This window comes from Streptomyces sp. NPDC024687 (assembly GCF_055559055.1).
Map to the genome: position 1 here is coordinate 173,837 of NZ_JBVHLJ010000012.1, position 19,184 is coordinate 193,020.

Below are 19,184 nucleotides of genomic sequence, written 5' to 3' on the forward strand. Positions count from 1 at the left end.
TGAGAGTTCCATTTTGAGAGTTCCAATGCAACTCTCTGTATGTGAGTGGTCGCACGAAGCAACTGGACTCGAAGGTAGAGGTGTTGATGGATGGACTGCATCGCTGGTGTCCCGAGGAAGCCCTGGAGTCTTCCCTTCACGGCGGAGCCGCAGGAGGTTGCCGCGCTGCGGCGGATCATGCGGCTTCACCTGGGGCTGTGGGGCCTTCACGGTGTCATCGATGCCGCTCAGCTCTGTGTCAGCGAGCTCGCGTCGAACGTCATCACTCACGTGGGTACCGGTACGCCCGCCACCCTCGTCGTGTCCATGAGCGGAAGCCGTCTGCGGATCGAGGTTCACGACTCCGATACCCGCGCACTGCCGGTGCTCCTCGACGCCGGCCTGGATGCCGAGTCCGGCAGAGGAATGGCGCTGATCAGCGCTGTCACCGACCGTTGGGGCGTTCAGCTCCAGGCCGACCAGAAGGTGACGTGGTGTGAGCTGCCGACGGGACTGTCCTCAGCAGAGGAGCACTTTGGAGGCGCTCGCGTGAATCGGGTGGAGAGCTTGCTGAGCAATTACGGCTGCGAGCGGGCGCGCCTGTGGCGGGCAGGAACCGGAGCGGTGGCGGTGGTCGAAGAAGCGGCGATCGATGTGATGGTCGACGTCCTTCACTGGCTGAGGGCTCACGGACGCGACGCCAACGAGGCGCTTGATCGGGCGCAGGTCCGCTTCGAGGCGGAGGCTGGGTAGCTGTCGGAGGATTACCAGCGCCTGCACACCTGCTGGTAATCCTCCCGTTCAGCCCCTCATGCGCGCCATCACCTGAAACTCAGGAGGCGAGTGCAGGGCAATCTATGCAGCGGAAGTCAGGAGCATTGCTCGAGGGCGTGGTGCTTGCCTCGAACTCAGAGAAACCGCCGCTGTCATTTCGATACACGATGCCGATCCCGTGTTCAGTGAGCAGATCACGGAGGTCTTCGCGGGGAAGTGTCGGTGCGAGCACCATCAGGTGGAGGGGCTGACTGTGAGCCAGGCGTCTCAAGTAGCGGCGCGCTTGCAGGAGTTGGGCAAGAGCCTGAGTGATTGACTCACTTGCTGCGCTAGCCGCTGGCTCGTACAGCGTGTTGTTCGTCTGGTTGTAAAGATCGAAGACAAGTTGAGATGTCGAATTCCGCATCGACACCTCTAATTGAACGATAGTTTCCCCAGCCGCAGTCTCGCGGTCCTCGAAAGCGTCTGCCAGATCGTCACGGGTCGCCGCTCCTACCTGCTCGATGTTGGTCGGCTGCTGTCGGCGCCTCTGGCGTCGGTAGGCCCGAGCGAGGCGGCCTGCAGTCCGATGGAAGCGAAATCTGGAAGTGGGCGCGGGTTGAAGAGTGTCGGAAGCCTCCCGGATGTAAAGACCGATAGGGCGGAGTCGGAAGACAATGACGTTGCGATCCTCGCCTAGTTCGTCCCTGGCTTCCCGTATCTCGAACGGATTGCGGTCGTCGACCTTAAACTGGCCTATATACCTGTGCGTTCGTGTGTCGCTTCCTGGGACCTTGCCCACGGCGATAAATAAGTGTAGAGTGCGGCCTTTGCTGGCGTGTTCCATGATTGCAGCATTTCCGCCACTGAGGGTCTGATCGCCTCGCTTACCTGCTCCGGTATAGGTAAATATTGGGCCGATGTCGTCATCCTCAGCGAGCCAGCCGTCGCGATATCCGTAACGCTCGCCAATCTTGCTGTCGGAGAACAGGAGAACGTTCCTTTTCTCCTTCGCCGGGCAGATACCGGCGTACCCGCTGCCGCCAAGCACGGGATGGATTTCTGCACGGGTGAGGATGGCGCCGGGTTGAAACCCGGGTGTGGGTGTCGTCATGGGTCGAGGCTAATAGCTTGAGTGCTCACAGAGCGCAGGTAATGGCACAGTCCGCTTGGAGGGGCGTTGTGGTGGCGCCGGGTCCAAGCGAGGATGGTGTGATGAGTGATGCGACGGGGACGGTCCTCTCGGGTGTTATCGCTTTCGCGGCGGCGGTCATCGGGGCTGTGATCGCTGGAAGGTACGCCAAGCGCGGAGCGGAAGCGGGCGGGCGAAAGGCAGTTGAGGCGGCCCTGGCGCAGGTGCACGGCCAGGCGGCGGCGGAGCATTGGCAATGGGTGCGTAGTCAGCGACACCAGTCCTTTGCCGCCCTCCTTGCGGCTTATGCCGCTCTTGAGGAAGTGCTTGCCCGTATGGCACCTGAGATACGAAGTGGAACCCGGCTTGATGAACCGACAGGCCGTGAGGTGCGAGAACGAGCGCTCGAACTGCAGGCCAAAACCAGCCAATTGGCGCTTTGGGGGCCAACTGAGGCATATTCCTTGGCCCATGCGATCACGAGCAAGTCGGTGGCGGCCGCGCGCGCCTTACTGCACATCGAGAGTGTCAGTTCCTCAAATTCAAGCGCAGATTGGGCCAGCTTTGAGCAGGCCAGGGCTGAGATGGCGGAAGCACATGCCACCTTCCTTCATCGAGCCGGCGAGATCATTCGTAACCCACGACAGCCGGTCGGCTAGCCCGCGGCGATGGCCGAGTATGACCACACACTTGCAGGCAGCTCATGATGAAGTTGCCAGGTGATGGCCATGGGCTTGCTGCCCTCGTGCCGGACGTAGGTCGCCGGGCCGAGCAGCATCCACGGCTGGGCTTTGCCGATGTCCGTGTCCTTATACCGCCGCATGAACAGCAGCACATGGCTGCCGCGTTGGACGTGCTCTTGGTAACGCAGACCGGTGGGAGAGGTCTCTGCGGTTGTGCTCTGTGACTCCCAGTGGAAGAGCGAAGGGCTCAGGGCGTAGTCCTTGTACCTGACGGTGGGGGAGAAGTCCTTCTCGTTCTTCTCTAGAGTGATCAACAGCGCGTCCGTCTGGTTTGGTTGGTCCCACAGGACGCCCTGCGCGAAGGAGCCAGGCATCTGCCCGTTGAGTCGAGCGACGCCCAGCGCAGCCAGGATCTCCGAGCGGTTGTACGCGCTGTGGATCTTCAAAGGGATGTGTGCGTGTGGGCCCTCCAAGGGGATGGGGAAGTGGTCGGCCTGCCCCATCACGTGCTTGAGCACCTGCCGCAGTTCGCTACGGAGGGCTGGCTGTTCGCGGAGCGATTCCAGCCCTTGCGCGTAGGAGCTGAAACCGCCGGCCTTGTCCCACAGGTTGAAGAAGAGCATGCGCGCGTATGTCTTGTCTCTCGTGTTCAAGCCTTCGTAAGTCGGAGCGTCATCGCTCAGCAGGCGGGTATATGCCTCCGCGCGCTCGAGGTCGTCGACGTGCAGGAACGCATGCACGCGCTTCAAAAGGTCTTCCTCGCCGGCCTGTTCAGGTAGCTCGGCCAGACCGGCACGACGCAGGACGGACGTCCACGAGTTGTTGGACTTGTAGAGCTCCTTGATTTCGCGGCGACTCTCCCTGAGGTAGTCGGCGAGGAGCGGTGTACGAAAGGCCCTGGCTTCCTTGGCTAGAGTCTGAACGGTTGCCTTGATCTGGGCGCGAATGTTGTCCAGCACAATGTCCCTGGACTTGCCTTCAAGGATGATCTGGCAGCCGGACGGCAGTAGAGGGAAGTCATGCTCAGCGTGCTCAAGAAGTCGGTTGCGCGACAGATTTGTCATCGCACGGAATTGCTCCTCGAAACGGAACTCCGCACGGTGCTGCCCGATGAAATCGAGGACCGTGAGCACTGGCTTGTCCGGCGTGCGGCGTAGGCCTCGACCGAGCTGTTGGAGGAAGACGGTGGCGCTGTTCGTCGGACGGAGGAGCAGGAGCGTATCGACGTCGGGGATGTCCAAGCCCTCGTTAAACAGGTCTACGGAGAAGATGACCTGGACCTCTCCTGTCTTGAGTTCGGACAGGATCCGGTCGCGGACTTCTGGCTTTGACTCACTATCCAAGGCCGCAGCCTTGTATCCCGCCTCTTGGAAGCATTTGGCCATGAAGTGAGCATGCTTCCGGGTTACGCAGAATCCGAGGGCCCGCATACTTGTCGGGTCGGACACCTTGTCCCGCAGTTGCTTGATGACGATACGAGCCCGGGCGTGGTCGGCGGAGAACAAGTCGCCGAGTTGGCTCTGGTCGTACGTCCCCGAACGCCAGTTGAGGCGGGTGAGGTCCGTACCGTCAGGAACTCCGAAGTAGTGGAATGGGCACAGAAGGTCGTTATCGAGCGCCTCCCACAGGCGCATCTCGGCAGCGATCCTGCCCTCGAAGAACTCGTCCTGCACATTGAGTCCGTCAGCACGCTCAGGCGTGGCGGTCAGGCCGAGGAGCTGCTTCGGCTTGAAATGGTTGAGGACGCGGCGGTATGTCGTAGCCGTAGCGTGATGGAACTCGTCGACGACGATGATGTCGAAGTGCTCCGGAGTGAACTGGTCGAGTCGCTGGTCGGTCAGGGATTGGACGCTGGCGAAGACATGCTGCCAGTCGCGCGGTAGCTCACCGCTGAAGAGGGGCTCACCGAAGGACGCATCATCGAGCACTTCGCGGTACTTACGCAACGACTGCTTGAGGATCTCTTTGCGGTGAGCCACGAAGAGCAGCCGTGGGTACTGCTTGCCGCCCCACTGCTTGTGCAGATTGCGGTAGTCAAGGGCGGCCATGACGGTCTTGCCCGTGCCAGTCGCGGCCACCAGCAGGTTGTGATGGTGCCCGCGGACCTCACGCTCGACGCGCAGGCGCTCCAACATGTCGGCCTGGTGTGGGTACGGTCGCACTTCAAGGCCGGAGAGGCTGATCTTTGCGTCCTGGTGAGACGTAGAGCTACCGGCCACGCCCAGGGCCTCGTCCAACTTGAGGGCGTCGCGAGCTGGATCGTAGGTCTCAAAAGCGATGTCGTTCCAGTACGAGTCAAAGCTGGCTTCGAACTTGTTCAACACAGCCGGTGTCGCCACGGACGACAGGCGTACGTTCCACTCCAAGCCGTCGAGAAGTGCGGCCTTGGAGAGGTTGGAGCTGCCTACATACGCGGTATCGAATCCGCTATTGCGACGGAACAGCCAGGCCTTGGCGTGCAGGCGAGTCGAGCGGGTCTCGTAGTTGACCTTTACTTCGGCGCCGAAGTCTCGGACGAGTCGGTCGAGGGCATGCCGGTCGGTGGCGCCCATGTACGTCGTGGTGATGACGCGAATGGGTACGCCACGACGGGCGGCTTCTCGCAGTGAACTCTCCAGGACACGGATGCCGTACCACTTGACGAAGGCGCACAGAAGGTCGATGCGGTCGGCCGTGGCTAGCTCTGCGCGCAGTTCGGCGCCGAGGCTGGGGTCGTCCGGAGCGTTGGTGATCAGTGCGGTTTCGGAGAGCGGCGTGAGTGGGCGGATGGCGTAGACGCCGGGGGCTTCCTGTTCCGCGAGGGCGAGCAACTGCCGGGGGCCGTCGACGATGGTGGAGTTGCGCGCGCCTTCATCCAGTCCAGGCGGGCTACCGGTCAGCGATTGCATGATCCGGTTAGCGGCGGCAACCTGCTCGTTCTGCGGCAGTTGAGCCAACCGACGGCCGATGGTTTCGCCAATGTGCCTGGCCAGCACGTGCGGGGTGGACTCTGGACTGACCTCCGCGTCGATGGCCTTCCAGCCCGCAGCCTCGAGACTCTGTATCTGATCGTGCAGCTCTTGAGTGACAAGCCGTTCGTGGAGGCCAGCCTTGAGGTCACTCGATTCCGCCACGACCGCTCCTTCATCCCTCATGCCGATGTGGATCTGTTCTAACAGCACTCACTGACAATCGAAGCCCTTGTGTCGAAAAGTGATCGTTTTCAGGCCGTCGCCCTTGGCTGAGGTGGCTCGGCCTGTGAGGGGGACAACCGGTCGTCGTGCTGGTCCAGGCGCTCGGCGGGCGACCGTGGTGTCCGCTGTGTCCAACGCCGTCGTCCGTCTCCCCGTGTGTCCGTGCTGAGGGGTGGCGGTTGCGGTGGGGGTTTCGCAGGCCGGGGCCGCGCTGCTGGTCGAGCCAGTTCGCCGGGTGTAATCCGGCGGAGATTTCGTGAAAAGCCGGGTGTTGACGCTGCGGCAAGCAGAGCATTCCGAGTGCCATCTGTCATGTACCGGATCGGCGACGTCTCACCACAGGAGTTGCGGATGAAGCGTTTACGGAGAACACAGCTGCTCGGCCTCGGTGTCATGGCGCTGATGCTCGGTCTGGTCGCCGCCCCGACCGCGCAGGCGGCACCGGGCGACGCAGCAACTGCCGCCGCTCCCGCGGCTGTTGAGTGCAGCGGCAGTTGGGACGGTAAGTCCTATTGGGCCAAGAGCCCTTCGGGGAGCAACGGGGGTGGCTACGCGCGCACCTACTGGAACGCCTCGACCAAGCGGAACTGCGCGAAGTTCTTCTCCAGCCCCTACGACGGTCTGGCATCCAACATCACGCTGTACCTTCACAACGAGAGCGGTGACTACGCCGCGGACCCGCCGCCGGAGCACCCGGCGAACTACCACTACTACGCCGGGCCGCTCTACACCTGGTTCGACGCGACCAACGTGTGCATCCACCTGAGCGGGTCACTGATCCGGGGCGGGGTGAAGTACACCCTCAGCACTCCGGACATCCGGTGCGGCTGATCCAGGGGCGTTGAACCGTCCAGCGGCACCGCTCACTTCACAGGTGCCGTCGGGCCGCCCGCTTCTTGGTCAGTGTCGTGCTTCCGCGGACTGCCTCAAGGGCGCTCCCTGGGGTCGCGTCGCCTGCGGCGATCAGCCTTCGGCCGACCCTTGACCCAGTCCGCTCCAGCACGGGGGAGAAGCGAGCGGGCGGCCTGGAGAGGCGGGTGGCCCGGGTGGGTTCAGGGTCAGGTCGGCCGTTATGTCGGCCGGGATCGGGGACGCGGTTGCGTCTCGCCTGCACGCCGGGTTGGTTCGGCGGCTTGCGGCCGGAGGGGGGTGGAGTGTCAGTGCGCGTCGGCATCATGGCCCGGTGGATGATCTCGCTGTGCTGCGGCAGGAGTTCTCGGGGGACGAGGACGCGTTTCTTGTGATCTTGATCAGGGATCACCGGTGGGACAAGGGGGCCTTCTCCCGGCTGGAGCGGGCGATGCGCGGTGTGTGTGAGGCGTTCGAGGAGCGCGGGCAACAGGACCTGCCGCGATGGCTGGTGGAGGGGTTCTGGCTGTGTGCCGACTGGCTTCCGAGCCAGACGGAACATCCGCGATTTCCCAGGCCCGAACCGTCGAGCTACTACGAGGCGGCTCTCACGAGGTTGCGGGACCTTCAGTACTGGCTGGTGACGGGAGAATCGCCGTACTTGCCGGGCAACTCTGTGGCGGATCTGTAGGTCTGTCCCTACAAGAAGGAGGGGCAGGCCCCGGCGCCGACCGGCAGCCACTCGGGCCCGCCCCCACTCCGTCGTTCACTCCCCGTGGCATTCCCCGTAGGTCCGCCCCGACCCGCACCAGCACGCCGTCCCCCGCTGCGGCGGCCACTCCACCGCACGCCCACGCGCTGCCAGTGTCGTCGCGTACTGGGGGAGCAGTGACGTCTCTGCCGGGGACGTGCCCTCCGAGGCTGCGAAGGCCTCGTACGACGGGACCGTGCCGGTCACGATGCCCAGGTTCGCCGTGCCGGAGGCGGACAGTTCGCGCAGGGACGCCTCTATCGTCGCCAGGTGCTCCTCGTGGGAGGGGTACTCCGCGGAGAGGGAGGGGTAGGCCTCCACCAGCTCCGTGAGTTCGGAGGCGGGCCAGTGCAGGACGGCCACCGGGAACGGGCGGGACAGCGCCTCCCTGAACGTGCCGAGTTCCGCGCGCAGGCGGGAGATCTCCGCCTCCAACTCCGCCGGGTTCTCCGAGCCGAGCGACCAGACGCGCTTCGGGTCGTGCAGTTCGTCCAGGGGGACCGGGGAGGTGTGGAGGGTGTCCGCCAGGACGTCCCAGTCGTCGTGGGGCAGGCCCAGCATGCGGCGGACGCGGTGGCGGCCGAACAGCAGAGGATGCGTGGAGTACGGCGGCTCCGCCACGTCGGCGAGGAGCACCCTGGCTCCCTCCGTGAACGTCTCCTGCGCCTGCTCCAGCTCGTCGTGGGACTCCAGGGCCTCCCCGACGATCACCCAGGGGGCCGGGTCCCGGGGTGACGCCACGCGGACGCCCTCGATGATCGCGCGGGCCTCGGCCTCATGGCCGTACTCCCAGAGGTTCGCGGCCTTCAGGGCACGGACGAGAAACGGGTTCTCCAGGCCCTCCTGCGTGGCCAGCAGACGGTCGTAGAGGGAGGACGCGGCAGGGCGGTCGCCGGCCAGTTCCAGATGGGCCGCGGCCTGCAGGAGCAGGGCTTCGGCGTCCTCGGGATACCGGTCGGCGGTCCGCTCCAGGCGCGCCGCTTCGGCGGTGTGGTCGACGTTCTCGGCAGGCGTGTCGGGGCGCATGGGTGACACCGTACTGCCGATCAGTGACAAAGAAGAGGGAGGTGCAGGCCAGGGCCCGGTTAGCAGGAGAAGAGCCCCGGGTCCGGCCCGCACCCCCCGCCCCTTCACGTGTCACCTCAGATCGTCACGCCGTCGATCTGCAGCGTCTGCACCGCCTTCGCCGCGAACGGCACCGCCACCGACTTCCCGCTCAGGAAGGTGTTGGAGTACGACACGTACTTGTCGCCGCCCGTCGTCACCGTGTTCCAGCGCGGGACCAGGCCGCCGGATCCGCCCGTCACCGTCGTGAACCTCGACAGGTCGAAGGTCAGAGTCTGGGCCGAGGTGGAGGTGTTCAGGGCCACGATGACCAGGCGCTTGGCCGAGGAGTCGTAGGCCGCGACCGCGTTGCTCACGCCCGTGTCGATGATCTTCATGCCGGGGCGGATGTGCCGGGCGAACTGGGCCATGACGTAGTACTTCGTCTGGACCGCGGTCGGCTGGAGGGTGCTCTGGTCGTACGCGATCATCGCCCAGCCCGTCGACGGGTCCATGACCTGCCAATAGACCCAGGCCGTGGGGTGCAGCCAGCGGAAGTCGTAGAGCAGGTTGAAGGCCATGGTGTAGCCGGTGCCGTCGCTGTCGCCGGTCTCGGAGTTCCACAGCTTCTTGCCGGCCGTGGTGACCACGTCCGTGTAGAGGAGGTCCCTGCGGCCGCCCGAGCCCTGGTAGCCGTGCACGTTGACCTGGTTGACGTACCCCTTCGTCGTCGAGCTGAAGGAGTTCCAGGTGGTGCGGGCGAGGTCGTAACTCGTCTCGTCGGAGGCCGAGATCTTCACGCCGGTCAGGCCGCGGTTGTTCAACTCGCTGCGCAGGTACGGCAGTACGGCCGACTGGACCGTCGCGTCCATGTGGCAGCCCTCCTGCGTGCCGGTCGCGGTCCACCAGGACGAGGAGGGCTCGTTGAAGGCGTCGACCGTCGAGAAGTTCACGCCCCAGTTGTTCTTGGCGTACAGGGCGGTCGCGGCGAGGTGGGAGGCGTGCTGGCGGTAGTTCCAGGACTGAAGGTTGTTGCCGCCGCCGGAGGCGCCGGAGGGGTTGTGGTTCAGGCACATCCACCACATGGGCGAGTTGGCGAACAGCTCGCTGACAGCCCCGCGTTGGGTCGCCTTCACCAGCATCGCCCGCTGGTTCGCGTCCGCCGTCCAGTCCCACGCCGAGGACGTCGGGTCCTCGTTGTTCCAGTCCTGCCAGTAGCCCTCGATCTGCTTGAAGGCGGGGATGTTCGGCGAGGCGGTCATCGACGTGCCGCCCACGGAGTTCCAGCTGGACGCGCCCAGGTTGTAGCGGGCGATGTTGAGGCCGAGGCCGGGGAGCGAAGTGCCGTTGTAGGACGTCGACTTGGTGGTGAAGAAGATGTCGGCGAAGTCGTCCCGGGCGCCGAACACGTTGGCCCACCAGGCCAGGGAGGTGCCCCAGCCCTCCCAGGTGCCGTACGACGTCCCCGGGCTGACCGCGATCGTTGCGTCCGCACGGGCGGTACCGGTGGCCAGCGCGCTGCCGAGGAGGGTGCCTCCTGCGGCTGTCAGCAGCGTTCTGCGTCGGATCATGGCTACTCCGAACTCCGATGGATCGACGCGGCCTTCTGGCCGGCGTCGTGGCCTGCCCCGTTCATGCCACGAGGAAGCATCGGGTGCGGCCAATGGGGTTGTCGAGAGTTATGACAGCCCTTCCTAAAACCTGTGGAGGAAGTTCGGTATGCCGGACACGCCGGCCGCTGCGCCGGGTGCACGGCGACCGCTCCGACCTCTCCGCCCGCTCTACGAGGCGCTCGGCCCTGGTGAGTTGGAGGCCCGGCCCTTATCGTGCGGGCGGCCCGTCCGAGGAGGCGTTCCGAGGAGGCGTGAGGTATGCGGCAGCGCGTCATGCACCACGGAGCCCGGCGCCGGCGCGAGCGGCGCCGACGCGCGGTGTGGACCGGCGGGGAACTCCTGGTCACCACCGGGATCGTCCTGCTGCTGCTCGTCGTGCACCAGCTGTGGTGGACCAACCGGGAGGCCAGGGAGGGCGCTCAGCGGAAGGTCGACGCGCTGGAGCGGCAGTGGGACCAGGAGGAGGGATCGGGTGCGGCCGGCGACGATCCCGGCGCGGCCTCCGACACGGCCTCCGACCCGAGCGCCGTTGGGGATTCCGGTACGGCCGTCCCGCCCTCCTCCTCGCCCGCTTCTCCGGCCGACGGCTCCGCGACCCCCGACCTGTCCCAGGCGTACGCCGTCCTCGACATCCCCCGCCTCCACCTGCGCGTCCCCGTCGCCGAGGGCGTCGGCAAGCGGAGCGTCCTCAACAAGGGGTACGTCGGCCACTACCCCGGCACCGGGCAGCCGGGCGGCGCCGGGAACTTCGCGCTCGCCGGGCACCGCAACACCCACGGCGAGCCCTTCCGGTACATCAACCGCCTCACGCCCGGGGACACCGTCCGCGTGGAGACGCGGAGCGCGGTCTACACGTACGCCGTGGACAAGACCCTGCGCCAGACCTCGGCCCGCGACTCGGGAGTGCTCCGCCCCGTCCCGCGCTCGACGGTCCGTCCGAACTACGGCTACGCCGTGCCCGGTCACTACCTCACCCTCACCACGTGCACCCCGGAATACACGTCCCGGTACCGGCTGGTGGTGTGGGGCAAACTCGTGTCCGCGCGGCCGCGTTGAGGGGCTCAGTGCTCCTGCCGGTCGAGGAGGTGCTGATGCTGCCGGGCCCCGGGCTCGATCCGGACCCGGCGGATCCGGTCAGCAGGGCGCTGCTCAGGCCGAAGAGGCTCTTGCAGCCGGTCGCGGTCGATCAGGTATAACCGGGGGAGGACCGACGACAGGGAGAGGGGGAGTGCCGTGATCCGCAGCTGGGCCGGCATGCGTCCCGCCGCCGCGCTCCTGCTCCTCCTCCTCGACGTCGTCCTGCTCGACGCCGGCAGCCTCTCCGCCGCCGTCGCCCTCGCCGCGACCGCCGCGGCCGGCTCCGCGTTCGCCGCCTGCTCGCTGCTCGCCTCGCGCTGCGCACCCGCCGTACCGCCCACCCGGGTCCGTACGGCCATCCGCGACCGCGACCGCCGTACGGCCTTCCTGCCGCAACGCGACCCCGACGCCAAGGGCCGCCCCCGCCCCCGAGCGCCCGGTCACGCCCTCCCGGCGACCGCCGCGTAGGGGCTCACTCCCGTAGGGACACCCCGCGCGGGTCGTCATGCCGCCTTGCTCATTTCCGGCACGACGAGACCCCCGGAGGGCTCACCCATGTCCGTCTTCGCTGACCTGGTCCAGCATCTCGCCGACCTGCTCCACCCCCTCTTCGGCGCCACCGCGGCCGCCGCCGCGATCGTCCTGTTCACCGCTTTCGTACGACTGCTCGTGCACCCCCTGTCCCGCGCCGCCGCCCGCGGCCAGAAGGCCCGCACCAGGCTCCAGCCGAAGATCGCCGAGCTGCGGAAGAAGCACAAGGACCAGCCCGACAAGCTCCAGAAGGCGGTGCTGGCACTGCACGCCGAGGAGAAGGTCTCACCACTGACCGGCTGCCTCCCCGTGATGTTCCAGATGCCGGCGTTCTTCCTGCTCTACCACCTCTTCTCCAACACGACGATCGGCGGGAAGGCGAACGCACTGCTCGGCCACGAGCTGTTCGCCGCGCCGCTCGGCGGGCGCTGGGCGGACGCGCTCGGGCACGACGGGGCGTTCGGGGGAGCCGGGCTCGTCTACGTCTGCCTGTTCGCGTTCGTGGCCGTGGTGGCGACCTTCAACTACCGCCGCACCAAGCGCATGATGGCCGCGAACCCGGTCGTGCCGGTCACGGACGGGCAGCCGGTCCCCGGCGCGGGCGCGATGAGCAAGGTCATGCCGTACATGTCCTTCTTCACCCTCTTCACCGTCGCGGTGGTGCCGCTGGCGGCCGCGCTGTACGTGGTGACCAGTTCGACCTGGGCGGCGGTGGAACGGGCGGTTCTCTACCGCTGACCGGTCCAGTCCGTGAACCGGGTATTGCGGAGCGGACATCGACCTTGGACGATCGACCAGTCATCCGATGGCTGCACCCGTCGGTGGACACCCCGCGATAAAGGGAGACTGTGATCATGAAGCTGCTGCGAGTCGGTACGGCGGGAACGGAGACGCCCGCGCTGCTCGACGCCGACGGGGTCCTGCGGGACCTGTCCGGTGTCGTGGACGACATCGACGGGACGCTGCTCGCCGACGACGCGGCACTGGGCCGGGTCCGCGCGGCCGCGGAGGCCGGGGACCTGCCGGCGCTGGACGCCACGGGGCTCCGGGTCGGGCCGCCGATCGCACGGATCGGGAAGATCGTCTGCATCGGCCTGAACTACCACGACCACGCGCGCGAGACGGGGGCCGAGCCGCCCGCCGAGCCGGTGATCTTCTTCAAGGCCGCGGACACGGTGGTGGGCCCTTATGACACGGTGCTGGTGCCCCGGCGGTCGGTGAAGACCGACTGGGAGGTCGAGCTGGCGGTCGTCATCGGGCGTACGGCCCGCTACCTGGAGTCCGTGGAGGACGCGCTCGCCCATGTCGCCGGGTACGCGGTGGCGCACGACGTGTCCGAGCGGGAGTTCCAGATCGAGCGCGGGGGGACCTGGGACAAGGGGAAGAACTGCGAGACGTTCAACCCCCTGGGGCCCTGGCTGGTGACGGCGGACGAGGTGCCGGATCCGCAGAACCTGTCCCTGAAGCTGTGGGTCAACGGGGAGCTGAAGCAGAACGGCACGACCGCCGAGCAGATCTTCCCGGTGGGTGAAGTGGTGCGCTACGTCAGCCAGTTCATGACCCTGTACCCGGGGGACGTGATCAATACGGGCACGCCGGCCGGGGTCGCCCTGGGGGAGCCCGAGCCCAAGCCCTACCTCCGGTCCGGGGACGTGGTGGAGCTGGAGATCTCGGGGCTCGGGCGTCAGCGCCAGGAGTTCAAGGACGCGTAGGGCAGGGCACGTAGCGCAGGACACGTAGGGCGGTTCGCTCACCCCAGCAGCGAGGCCAGCCTGCGCCAGGCCTGCCTCGGGATGTTGGAGCGCGGGCCTCCGTCCACGATCTGCAGGGCCACGTGGTCCGCGCCCGCGTCGATGAACTCGTCGACGCGGGCGCGGATCTGCTCGTCCGTGCCCCAGGCGAAGACCGCGTCGACCAGGCGGTCGCTGCCGCCGTTCTTCAGGTCGTCCTCCGTGAAGCCGTTGCGGAGGAAGTTGTTGGTGTAGTTGGGCAGACCCAGGTAGATGGCCAGGTAGTCGCGGGCCACGGTGCGGGCCCGCGCGGGGTCGGTTTTGAGGACGACCTTCAGCTCCGGGGCCAACAGGGGCCCCTCGCCCAGGAGTTCGCGGGACCGTGCCGTCTGGTCCGCGGTGATCAGGTACGGGATCGAGCCGGCCGAGCGGTCCCGGGCCAGCTCGATCGTTTTGGGTCCCAGCGCGGCCAGGACACGGCCCCCGGCCGGTACGCCCGCCTCGTCCAGGGCGTCCAGGTAGGCCACCAGGGCCGAGTACGGGCGGCGGTACTGGTCGGCGATCTTGGCGTGGCTGACGCCCAGACCCAGGACGAAGCGGCCGGAGTGGGCGGCGTCCAGGTCGGTGAAGCTCGCGGCGGCGGCCTCCGGTTCGTGGTCCCAGATGCTCTGGATGCTGGTGCCGACGGCGATCCGCGAGGTCGCATCGAGGAGCGGGGCGGCGTTGGCGGCGGAGCTGCTGCCGCCCAGCCAGATCGCGCCGAACCCGAGTTCCTCCAGCTCGGCGGCGGCCTCGGCCCGTTCGCCTTGCTGGGCCGGGTCCTCCCCGCGCAGGCCGCCGCCGTTCCAGATGCCGTACTTGCCGATGATCTGCTTCATGGCCGATGCCAACGCGCAAGGACCCGGCGGTCATTCCGGTCCCGGCCTACCGGTCCTTGCTCAGGAACTCCTCCAGCGCCTCGACCACGAACCGGTGGTCCTGCAGCTGGGGCAGGCCCGAGACCGTCACCGTGCCGACGACGCCCACGCCCTCCACCGTGATCGGGAAGGAGCCGCCGTGGGCCGCGTACTCGTCCGGATCCAGGCGCGAGGACTCCTCGAAGGTGCTGCCCTTGGCGCGGAAACGGGCGCCGACCAGGTAGGAGGCGGAGCCGTAGCGCTCCACGACCCGGCGCTTGCGGTCGATCCAGGCGTCGTTGTCCGGGGCGGAGCCCGGCAGGGCCGCGTGGAAGAGCTGCTGGCCGCCGCGGTGGATGTCGATTGCCACCGGCGCCTGCCGCTCCCGGGCCATCTCCACCAGCAGGGAGCCCAGCGCCCACGCGTCGTCGTACGTGAACTGCCGGAAGACCAGGCGGCGTTCCTGCGCCTCCAGCTCCTCCAGCGGCGGGGTGAGTTCCGGCTGGAACTTCGGGGTCAGCTCGGTGTTGTGCGTCACAGCTTCACCGCCACTCCGTCGAGGGCCGAACGGCGCGCCGCCTCCAGTACGTCGAGGGCGGCGGCCGCCTCCAGTGCGGTCACCGGGTTGGTGCCGCCGTCAGTCAGGGCCCTGGCCACGGCCGCATAGTAAGCCGGGTAGTCGCCGGGCAGGGTGGGGACGGGGCTGCCGCCGCCCGTCACGGGGGACTCGCCCGAGCCCAGCCGGCCCCACAGCGACTCGGGCTCCCGGCCCCAGCCGGCCGCGGCGCCGGGCCGCTCGCCCTCGCGCAGGGCCGCCTCCTGCGGGTCCAGGCCGTACTTCACATAGCCCGCCTTGGAGCCCAGCACCCGGAAACGGGGGCCGAGTTGGGCGGTGGTGGCGGAGACGTACAGGTGGGAGCGGACGCCGCTCGTGTGGGTGATCGCGAGGAACGTGTCGTCGTCGATCTCGGCGCCCGGGCGGCGGACGTCCGCCTCGGCGTACACGGAGGCGGCGGGTCCGAAGAGGGTCAGGGCCTGGTCGACGACATGGCTGCCGAGGTCGTAGAGCAGACCTCCGATCTCTGAGGGGTCTCCGGACTCGCGCCAGCCGCCCTTGGGCTGTGGCCGCCACCGCTCGAAACGGGACTCGAAGCGCCATACGTCGCCCAGCTCGCCCTCGTCGAGGAGCTTGCGGAGCGTCAGGAAGTCGTTGTCCCAGCGCCGGTTCTGGAAGACGGAGAGCAGCAGGCCGCGCTCCTCGGCGAGCGCCGCCAGCTGTCGAGCCTCGGCCGCGCTTCCCGCGATCGGCTTGTCGACCACGACCGGCAGGCCGGCCTCCAGGGCGGTGGTGGCGAGCGGGACGTGTGTCCTGTTCGGAGACGCGATGACGATCAGGTCCAGCTCGCCGGCGCGGGCGAACAGCTCGTCGGCGCCCTGGACCGTACGGACGTCCGGGTACTCGGCGCGAGCCTGTGCCTGCCGCTCGGGGTTCGAGGTGACCACCGTGTCGAGGGTGAGGCCCTCGGTGGCGGCGATCAGCGGGGCGTGGAAGACGGAGCCCGCGAGGCCGTAGCCGACGAGGCCCACGCGGAGGTCAGCAGCAGTCATGTCCTCCACTTTCGCAACGCTGTTGCCAAAGTGCAAGTGTGGCGGACAATGGCAGGCGTGAACAGGACGAACGGCGGCGTCAACCTCCCGGCCCTGCGCAGCCACAACACCGCGCTCGTGCTCGACCTGCTGCGGGGCGCGGGCGCCGGGGGAATCAGCCGACTGGAACTCGCCGACCGCACGGGCCTCACCCCGCAGGCCGTCAGCAAGATCACCGCCCGGCTCCGGGAGGAGGGCCTCGCGGCGGAGGCGGGCCACCGCGCCTCGACGGGCGGCAAGCGGCGGACGGTACTGCGTCTCGTACCCGGGGCGGGCCACGCGGTGGGCGTCCACCTGGACCGCGACGCGCTGCGGACGGTGCTGGTGGATCTCGCGGGCACGGTGGTGCGGGAACGACGCGCCGAGCTGGACCTGGGTGCGGGGGCGGAGGCTGTCGTGGCGGCGGTCGCGGGGGAGGCGGAGGCGCTGGTGACGGGGGTGCGGGGAGGAGACGGGGAGGAGCCGGGCGGCGCAGGCACGCTCCCCGCCCTCCTCGGCGTCGGGGTCGCCCTCCCCGGCCCCCTCGACCACACCCGGGGCGTGCTGCACCGCGTCACCGGCTTCCCCGAGTGGGACGGCTTCCCCCTGCGGGACGCGCTCGCGCGGCGGCTCGGGGTGCCCGTCGCCGTCGACAAGGACACCAACGCGGCCGGGCTGGGGCTCGCGGTCGCGGGGGAGCGCGGGTCGTTCGCGTATCTGCATCTCGGTACGGGCCTCGGTGCCGGGCTCGTCATCGGCGGGTCCGTGCACCGGGGTGCGCGGACCGGGGCCGGGGAGTTCGGACACCAGGTCGTCCAGCTCGACGGACCGCCCTGCGGCTGTGGCGACAGGGGCTGCGTCGAGGCGCTGTGCCTGGCGGCGGTGGCTCGGGGTGACCTCACCGAAGCGGCCCGGGTCCTCGGCATCGCGGCCGGCAACCTCGTCGCCCTCCTCGACATCGACCTGGTCCTGCTGGGCGGCCGTACCGTCACCGCCGCCCCGGACGCGTTCCTACGAGGCGTCGAAGCCGTCCTCGCCGAACGCGCCCGGCGCACCGGCGAGGAACCGGTCCCCGTCCGAGCCGCGGCCGACGAGGTGGCCGAAGGTGCGGCCCAGCTCGTACTGGCCCCCCTCTTCGGCCGCGCCGACGCCTGACGGACTGGCCGAGCAGGCACCCCGACCCGACCCGATCCGACCCGGCCGGTCCGCCTCCGTCCCGCGCGCCCGAGCCGGCACGGAGTCGCCGCCCGAGCACTCACCCGCACGGATCGGCCGTGCGCCCGGCGAAGGCGTCCCCCGGCATCCCGGTCTCACGGCCCGCCCGGCGCACGACGTCAGCCCGCGTGCCGGTCGTACGGCCCGCGCGGTGCTCGACGCGGGCGCGCCCCATCGCAGGGCGGGCGCGGATCGGTGCTGCCCGGCGGCGTCCGCGTCCCGCGCTTGCTGCCGGCCCCGTCGCGCCGCCGGTCGCCGAACCCGCGCACCGGGACGCCCTCGCCCTGGACTCCGCCTCGCGTCCGCTGATCGAGGGGACTTCGCGGGGTGTACGGAGCGGCATCCCCCGTTGGGCGTCGCCGCCCGGCATGGTCATGTGTTCATGCGACGGTATGTACACGGTTACACGCCCGCCCTCCTCGGCCTCGCGGCGGCAGCCGCCCTGACTTCTGCCACCTCTGCCCACGCCGCCCTCACTCCCGCGGCCCCTGCGGCACCCGCCCGGATTCCCACGACCCCTGCTGCAGTCAACCCCGCCCCCGTCGGCGACTCCTGCGCCCCCGCCGGCCGCGACTTCCCCCTCACCACCCGTATTCACGGCGGTCCCGCCGTTTACGAGGCCGGTGGGGAGTTCGGGACCTGGTATCTGGATCTCGTCAACACGACCCGGCACACCTGTGGCGGGATCCACCCGGTCGTCGTCCTCGTCGACGAGCGGCACGCCCTGAAGCCGTCCCAGCCCCGTCTGGAGTTCTACGACGGCCCCCACCCCCGTGCCGTCCGGTTCGAGACCACCGACGAGGACGAACTCGTCGGGGCCTTCGGAGGTGCCGGGCTCACCGTCGGCCCTGGAAAGACCCTCACCGTGAAGGTACGGCTCGCGGTCGCCGCGGACGCCGTACCCAACGAGGTCACCGTCAACGCGGCCGTCGTCCAGCGGCACGGCGAGGACGGCGACTGGGTGGGGCAGTCCAACGACTACCGCTTCGGCATCGGCTCCGCCGCGGACACACCGTCCGACACCCCCACCACCCCCGCCCCTGACGGCCTCCCCTTCGCGGACGCGGCCGCAGAACTCGCCAGCACCGGCCCCGCCGTGGCCGCCGCCGTCCTCGGCACCGCCGCCCTCCTCCTGGTCACCGCGGGCGCGATCCTCCGAGCCCGGGGCCGCCGCTGACCCCGGACCTTCCGGGACCTGCCCCCAACCGGCCATTCCCCCAAGATCCGGCCACTGTCTAGGCTGGGGCCGACGCAGCACGGCGTACACGCGTACGGCAGGAGATCCCGCACATGGCAGACCGCAAGCCCATCGATTCGTGGCTCACCGACATGGACGGTGTGCTCATCCACGAGGGCGTACCGATCCCCGGCGCCGACGCCTTCCTCAAGAAGCTCCGGGAGTCCGGCAAGCCGTTCCTGGTGCTGACCAACAACTCCATCTACACCCCGCGCGACCTGCACGCCCGACTGCGGCGCATGGGCCTGGACGTGCCGATCGAGAACATCTGGACCTCCGCCCTGGCCACCGCGCAGTTCCTGGACGACCAGCGGCCGGAGGGGACGGCGTACGTCATCGGCGAGGCGGGTCTGACCACCGCCCTGCACGACATCGGCTACATCCTCACCGACCACGAGCCCGACTACGTCGTCCTCGGAGAGACCCGCACCTACTCCTTCGAGGCCATGACCAAGGCGGTCCGGCTCATCAACGACGGTGCCCGTTTCATCTGCACCAACCCCGACGAGACCGGCCCCTCCGCCGAGGGCGCGCTGCCGGCCACCGGTGCCGTCGCCGCCCTGATCACCAAGGCGACCGGCAAGCAGCCGTACTTCGCGGGCAAGCCGAACCCGCTGATGATGCGCACCGGGCTCAACACCATCGGCGCGCACTCCGAGACCAGCGCGATGATCGGCGACCGCATGGACACCGACGTCCTGGCCGGCATGGAGGCCGGCATGCAGACCTTCCTGGTGCTCACCGGCCTGACCCGGCCCGAGCAGGTCGAGGCCTTCCCGTACCGGCCCTCCAAGGTCGTGGACTCGATCGCGGACCTCGTCGACCGGATCTGAGGCGTGAGTTCGAGGTCGTCGACTCGGCCGGTGATCTTGTGGCCGGCCGGGCATGAAAGCGG

Annotated in this window: 19 protein-coding genes and 1 pseudogene; 12 read left to right on the forward strand and 8 right to left on the reverse strand. The window is 68.4% G+C overall.

The window, feature by feature from the left end:
• Positions 1-90 precede the first annotated feature (90 nt).
• Positions 91-732 (forward strand): ATP-binding protein, encoded by a 642-nt coding sequence (locus ACZ39I_RS36100; RefSeq protein ID WP_467249165.1) that lies wholly within the window; start codon positions 91-93, stop codon positions 730-732.
• Between the two features lie 79 nt (positions 733-811).
• Here ACZ39I_RS36100 and ACZ39I_RS36105 read toward each other — a convergent pair whose 3' ends face one another.
• Positions 812-1,846, reverse strand: coding sequence for an SRA domain-containing endonuclease (locus ACZ39I_RS36105; RefSeq protein WP_467249167.1), 1,035 nt, complete (start codon positions 1,844-1,846; stop codon positions 812-814).
• Between the two features lie 101 nt (positions 1,847-1,947).
• On the opposite strand from ACZ39I_RS36105, the gene ACZ39I_RS36110 reads away from it, so the two are divergent.
• Complete coding sequence (locus tag ACZ39I_RS36110; RefSeq protein ID WP_467249169.1) at positions 1,948-2,523, forward strand: hypothetical protein; 576 nt, start codon at positions 1,948-1,950, stop codon at positions 2,521-2,523.
• Here ACZ39I_RS36110 and ACZ39I_RS36115 read toward each other — a convergent pair.
• Positions 2,520-5,681 (reverse strand): DEAD/DEAH box helicase, encoded by a 3,162-nt coding sequence (locus ACZ39I_RS36115; RefSeq protein ID WP_467249299.1) that lies wholly within the window; start codon positions 5,679-5,681, stop codon positions 2,520-2,522. The two genes, ACZ39I_RS36110 and ACZ39I_RS36115, sit on opposite strands and share 4 nt — an antisense overlap.
• A 390-nt stretch (positions 5,682-6,071) precedes the next feature.
• On the opposite strand from ACZ39I_RS36115, the gene ACZ39I_RS36120 reads away from it, so the two are divergent.
• A complete protein-coding gene (locus ACZ39I_RS36120) occupies positions 6,072-6,551 on the forward strand; it encodes a hypothetical protein (protein WP_467249171.1) in 480 nt (159 codons plus the stop codon).
• Between the two features lie 352 nt (positions 6,552-6,903).
• Positions 6,904-7,260, forward strand: a complete 357-nt coding sequence (locus tag ACZ39I_RS36125) for a hypothetical protein (protein WP_467249173.1) — start codon at positions 6,904-6,906, stop codon at positions 7,258-7,260.
• Positions 7,261-7,335: 75 nt separating this feature from the next.
• On the opposite strand, the gene ACZ39I_RS36130 is transcribed toward ACZ39I_RS36125, so the two are convergent.
• On the reverse strand, positions 7,336-8,346 hold the full coding sequence (locus ACZ39I_RS36130; protein ID WP_467249175.1) for an SEC-C metal-binding domain-containing protein: 1,011 nt from the start codon (positions 8,344-8,346) through the stop codon (positions 7,336-7,338).
• 116 nt (positions 8,347-8,462) lie between these two features.
• Positions 8,463-9,935, reverse strand: coding sequence for a glycoside hydrolase (locus tag ACZ39I_RS36135; protein ID WP_467249177.1), 1,473 nt, complete (start codon positions 9,933-9,935; stop codon positions 8,463-8,465).
• A gap of 300 nt (positions 9,936-10,235) precedes the next feature.
• Between ACZ39I_RS36135 and ACZ39I_RS36140 the strand changes: the two genes are divergently transcribed.
• From ACZ39I_RS36140 to ACZ39I_RS36160, 5 genes and pseudogenes are all read left to right on the forward strand, one after another.
• Entirely contained in the window at positions 10,236-11,033 is a 798-nt protein-coding gene (locus ACZ39I_RS36140; protein ID WP_467249179.1) for a class E sortase, read from the forward strand.
• A gap of 14 nt (positions 11,034-11,047) precedes the next feature.
• Positions 11,048-11,173, forward strand: a pseudogene (locus ACZ39I_RS36145) (winged helix-turn-helix transcriptional regulator); the annotation flags it as partial.
• A gap of 37 nt (positions 11,174-11,210) precedes the next feature.
• Complete coding sequence (locus ACZ39I_RS36150) at positions 11,211-11,522, forward strand: DUF6412 domain-containing protein (protein WP_467249181.1); 312 nt, start codon at positions 11,211-11,213, stop codon at positions 11,520-11,522.
• An 87-nt stretch (positions 11,523-11,609) separates the two neighbouring features.
• Positions 11,610-12,323: a YidC/Oxa1 family membrane protein insertase gene (locus ACZ39I_RS36155; RefSeq protein ID WP_467249183.1), complete on the forward strand. Its 714-nt coding sequence runs from the start codon at positions 11,610-11,612 to the stop codon at positions 12,321-12,323.
• Between the two features lie 116 nt (positions 12,324-12,439).
• A complete protein-coding gene (locus tag ACZ39I_RS36160; RefSeq protein ID WP_467249185.1) occupies positions 12,440-13,297 on the forward strand; it encodes a fumarylacetoacetate hydrolase family protein in 858 nt (285 codons plus the stop codon).
• Positions 13,298-13,335: 38 nt separating this feature from the next.
• Here ACZ39I_RS36160 and ACZ39I_RS36165 read toward each other — a convergent pair whose 3' ends face one another.
• Genes ACZ39I_RS36165 through ACZ39I_RS36175 form a run of 3 tightly spaced genes read right to left on the reverse strand, consistent with a single transcriptional unit; the run spans position 13,336 to position 15,819 of the window.
• Positions 13,336-14,193, reverse strand: a complete 858-nt coding sequence (locus ACZ39I_RS36165) for an LLM class F420-dependent oxidoreductase (RefSeq protein WP_467249187.1) — start codon at positions 14,191-14,193, stop codon at positions 13,336-13,338.
• 46 nt (positions 14,194-14,239) lie between these two features.
• Positions 14,240-14,749 (reverse strand): heme-degrading domain-containing protein, encoded by a 510-nt coding sequence (locus ACZ39I_RS36170; RefSeq protein WP_352391288.1) that lies wholly within the window; start codon positions 14,747-14,749, stop codon positions 14,240-14,242.
• The gene (locus ACZ39I_RS36175; RefSeq protein WP_467249189.1) at positions 14,746-15,819 is read right to left on the reverse strand and encodes a Gfo/Idh/MocA family protein; all 1,074 of its coding nucleotides are present in this window, start codon (positions 15,817-15,819) and stop codon (positions 14,746-14,748) included. Before ACZ39I_RS36175 ends, ACZ39I_RS36170 begins: the two co-directional genes overlap by 4 nt.
• 48 nt (positions 15,820-15,867) lie before the next feature.
• Here ACZ39I_RS36175 and ACZ39I_RS36180 point away from each other — a divergent pair, with 48 nt between their 5' ends.
• Positions 15,868-16,992: an ROK family transcriptional regulator gene (locus ACZ39I_RS36180; RefSeq protein WP_467249191.1), complete on the forward strand. Its 1,125-nt coding sequence runs from the start codon at positions 15,868-15,870 to the stop codon at positions 16,990-16,992.
• A 100-nt stretch (positions 16,993-17,092) separates the two neighbouring features.
• Here the strand turns inward: ACZ39I_RS36180 and ACZ39I_RS36185 are convergent, their stop codons facing one another.
• On the reverse strand, positions 17,093-17,428 hold the full coding sequence (locus tag ACZ39I_RS36185; RefSeq protein ID WP_467249193.1) for a hypothetical protein: 336 nt from the start codon (positions 17,426-17,428) through the stop codon (positions 17,093-17,095).
• A gap of 6 nt (positions 17,429-17,434) precedes the next feature.
• On the opposite strand from ACZ39I_RS36185, the gene ACZ39I_RS36190 reads away from it, so the two are divergent.
• Entirely contained in the window at positions 17,435-18,229 is a 795-nt protein-coding gene (locus tag ACZ39I_RS36190) for a hypothetical protein (protein WP_467249195.1), read from the forward strand.
• A gap of 113 nt (positions 18,230-18,342) precedes the next feature.
• Entirely contained in the window at positions 18,343-19,122 is a 780-nt protein-coding gene (locus ACZ39I_RS36195; RefSeq protein ID WP_280851281.1) for an HAD-IIA family hydrolase, read from the forward strand.
• The last annotated feature ends 62 nt before the right edge of the window (positions 19,123-19,184 follow it).

Excerpts from the sequence above, each read along its gene's own strand:
- ACZ39I_RS36105 (WP_467249167.1), bottom strand. The coding sequence starts at position 1,846 with ATGACGACACCCACACCCGGGTTTCAACCCGGCGCCATCCTCACCCGT.
- ACZ39I_RS36130 (WP_467249175.1), bottom strand. The coding sequence starts at position 8,346 with ATGCGCCCCGACACGCCTGCCGAGAACGTCGACCACACCGCCGAAGCG.
- ACZ39I_RS36115 (WP_467249299.1), bottom strand. The coding sequence starts at position 5,681 with ATGAGGGATGAAGGAGCGGTCGTGGCGGAATCGAGTGACCTCAAGGCT.
- ACZ39I_RS36185 (WP_467249193.1), bottom strand. The coding sequence starts at position 17,428 with ATGACCATGCCGGGCGGCGACGCCCAACGGGGGATGCCGCTCCGTACA.
- ACZ39I_RS36175 (WP_467249189.1), bottom strand. The coding sequence starts at position 15,819 with ATGACTGCTGCTGACCTCCGCGTGGGCCTCGTCGGCTACGGCCTCGCG.
- ACZ39I_RS36120 (WP_467249171.1), top strand. The coding sequence starts at position 6,072 with ATGAAGCGTTTACGGAGAACACAGCTGCTCGGCCTCGGTGTCATGGCG.
- ACZ39I_RS36180 (WP_467249191.1), top strand. The coding sequence starts at position 15,868 with ATGGCAGGCGTGAACAGGACGAACGGCGGCGTCAACCTCCCGGCCCTG.
- ACZ39I_RS36155 (WP_467249183.1), top strand. The coding sequence starts at position 11,610 with ATGTCCGTCTTCGCTGACCTGGTCCAGCATCTCGCCGACCTGCTCCAC.
- ACZ39I_RS36165 (WP_467249187.1), bottom strand. The coding sequence starts at position 14,193 with ATGAAGCAGATCATCGGCAAGTACGGCATCTGGAACGGCGGCGGCCTG.
- ACZ39I_RS36135 (WP_467249177.1), bottom strand. The coding sequence starts at position 9,935 with ATGATCCGACGCAGAACGCTGCTGACAGCCGCAGGAGGCACCCTCCTC.
- ACZ39I_RS36195 (WP_280851281.1), top strand. The coding sequence starts at position 18,343 with ATGGCAGACCGCAAGCCCATCGATTCGTGGCTCACCGACATGGACGGT.
- ACZ39I_RS36190 (WP_467249195.1), top strand. The coding sequence starts at position 17,435 with ATGCGACGGTATGTACACGGTTACACGCCCGCCCTCCTCGGCCTCGCG.
- ACZ39I_RS36140 (WP_467249179.1), top strand. The coding sequence starts at position 10,236 with ATGCGGCAGCGCGTCATGCACCACGGAGCCCGGCGCCGGCGCGAGCGG.
- ACZ39I_RS36160 (WP_467249185.1), top strand. The coding sequence starts at position 12,440 with ATGAAGCTGCTGCGAGTCGGTACGGCGGGAACGGAGACGCCCGCGCTG.
- ACZ39I_RS36100 (WP_467249165.1), top strand. The coding sequence starts at position 91 with ATGGACTGCATCGCTGGTGTCCCGAGGAAGCCCTGGAGTCTTCCCTTC.
- ACZ39I_RS36110 (WP_467249169.1), top strand. The coding sequence starts at position 1,948 with ATGAGTGATGCGACGGGGACGGTCCTCTCGGGTGTTATCGCTTTCGCG.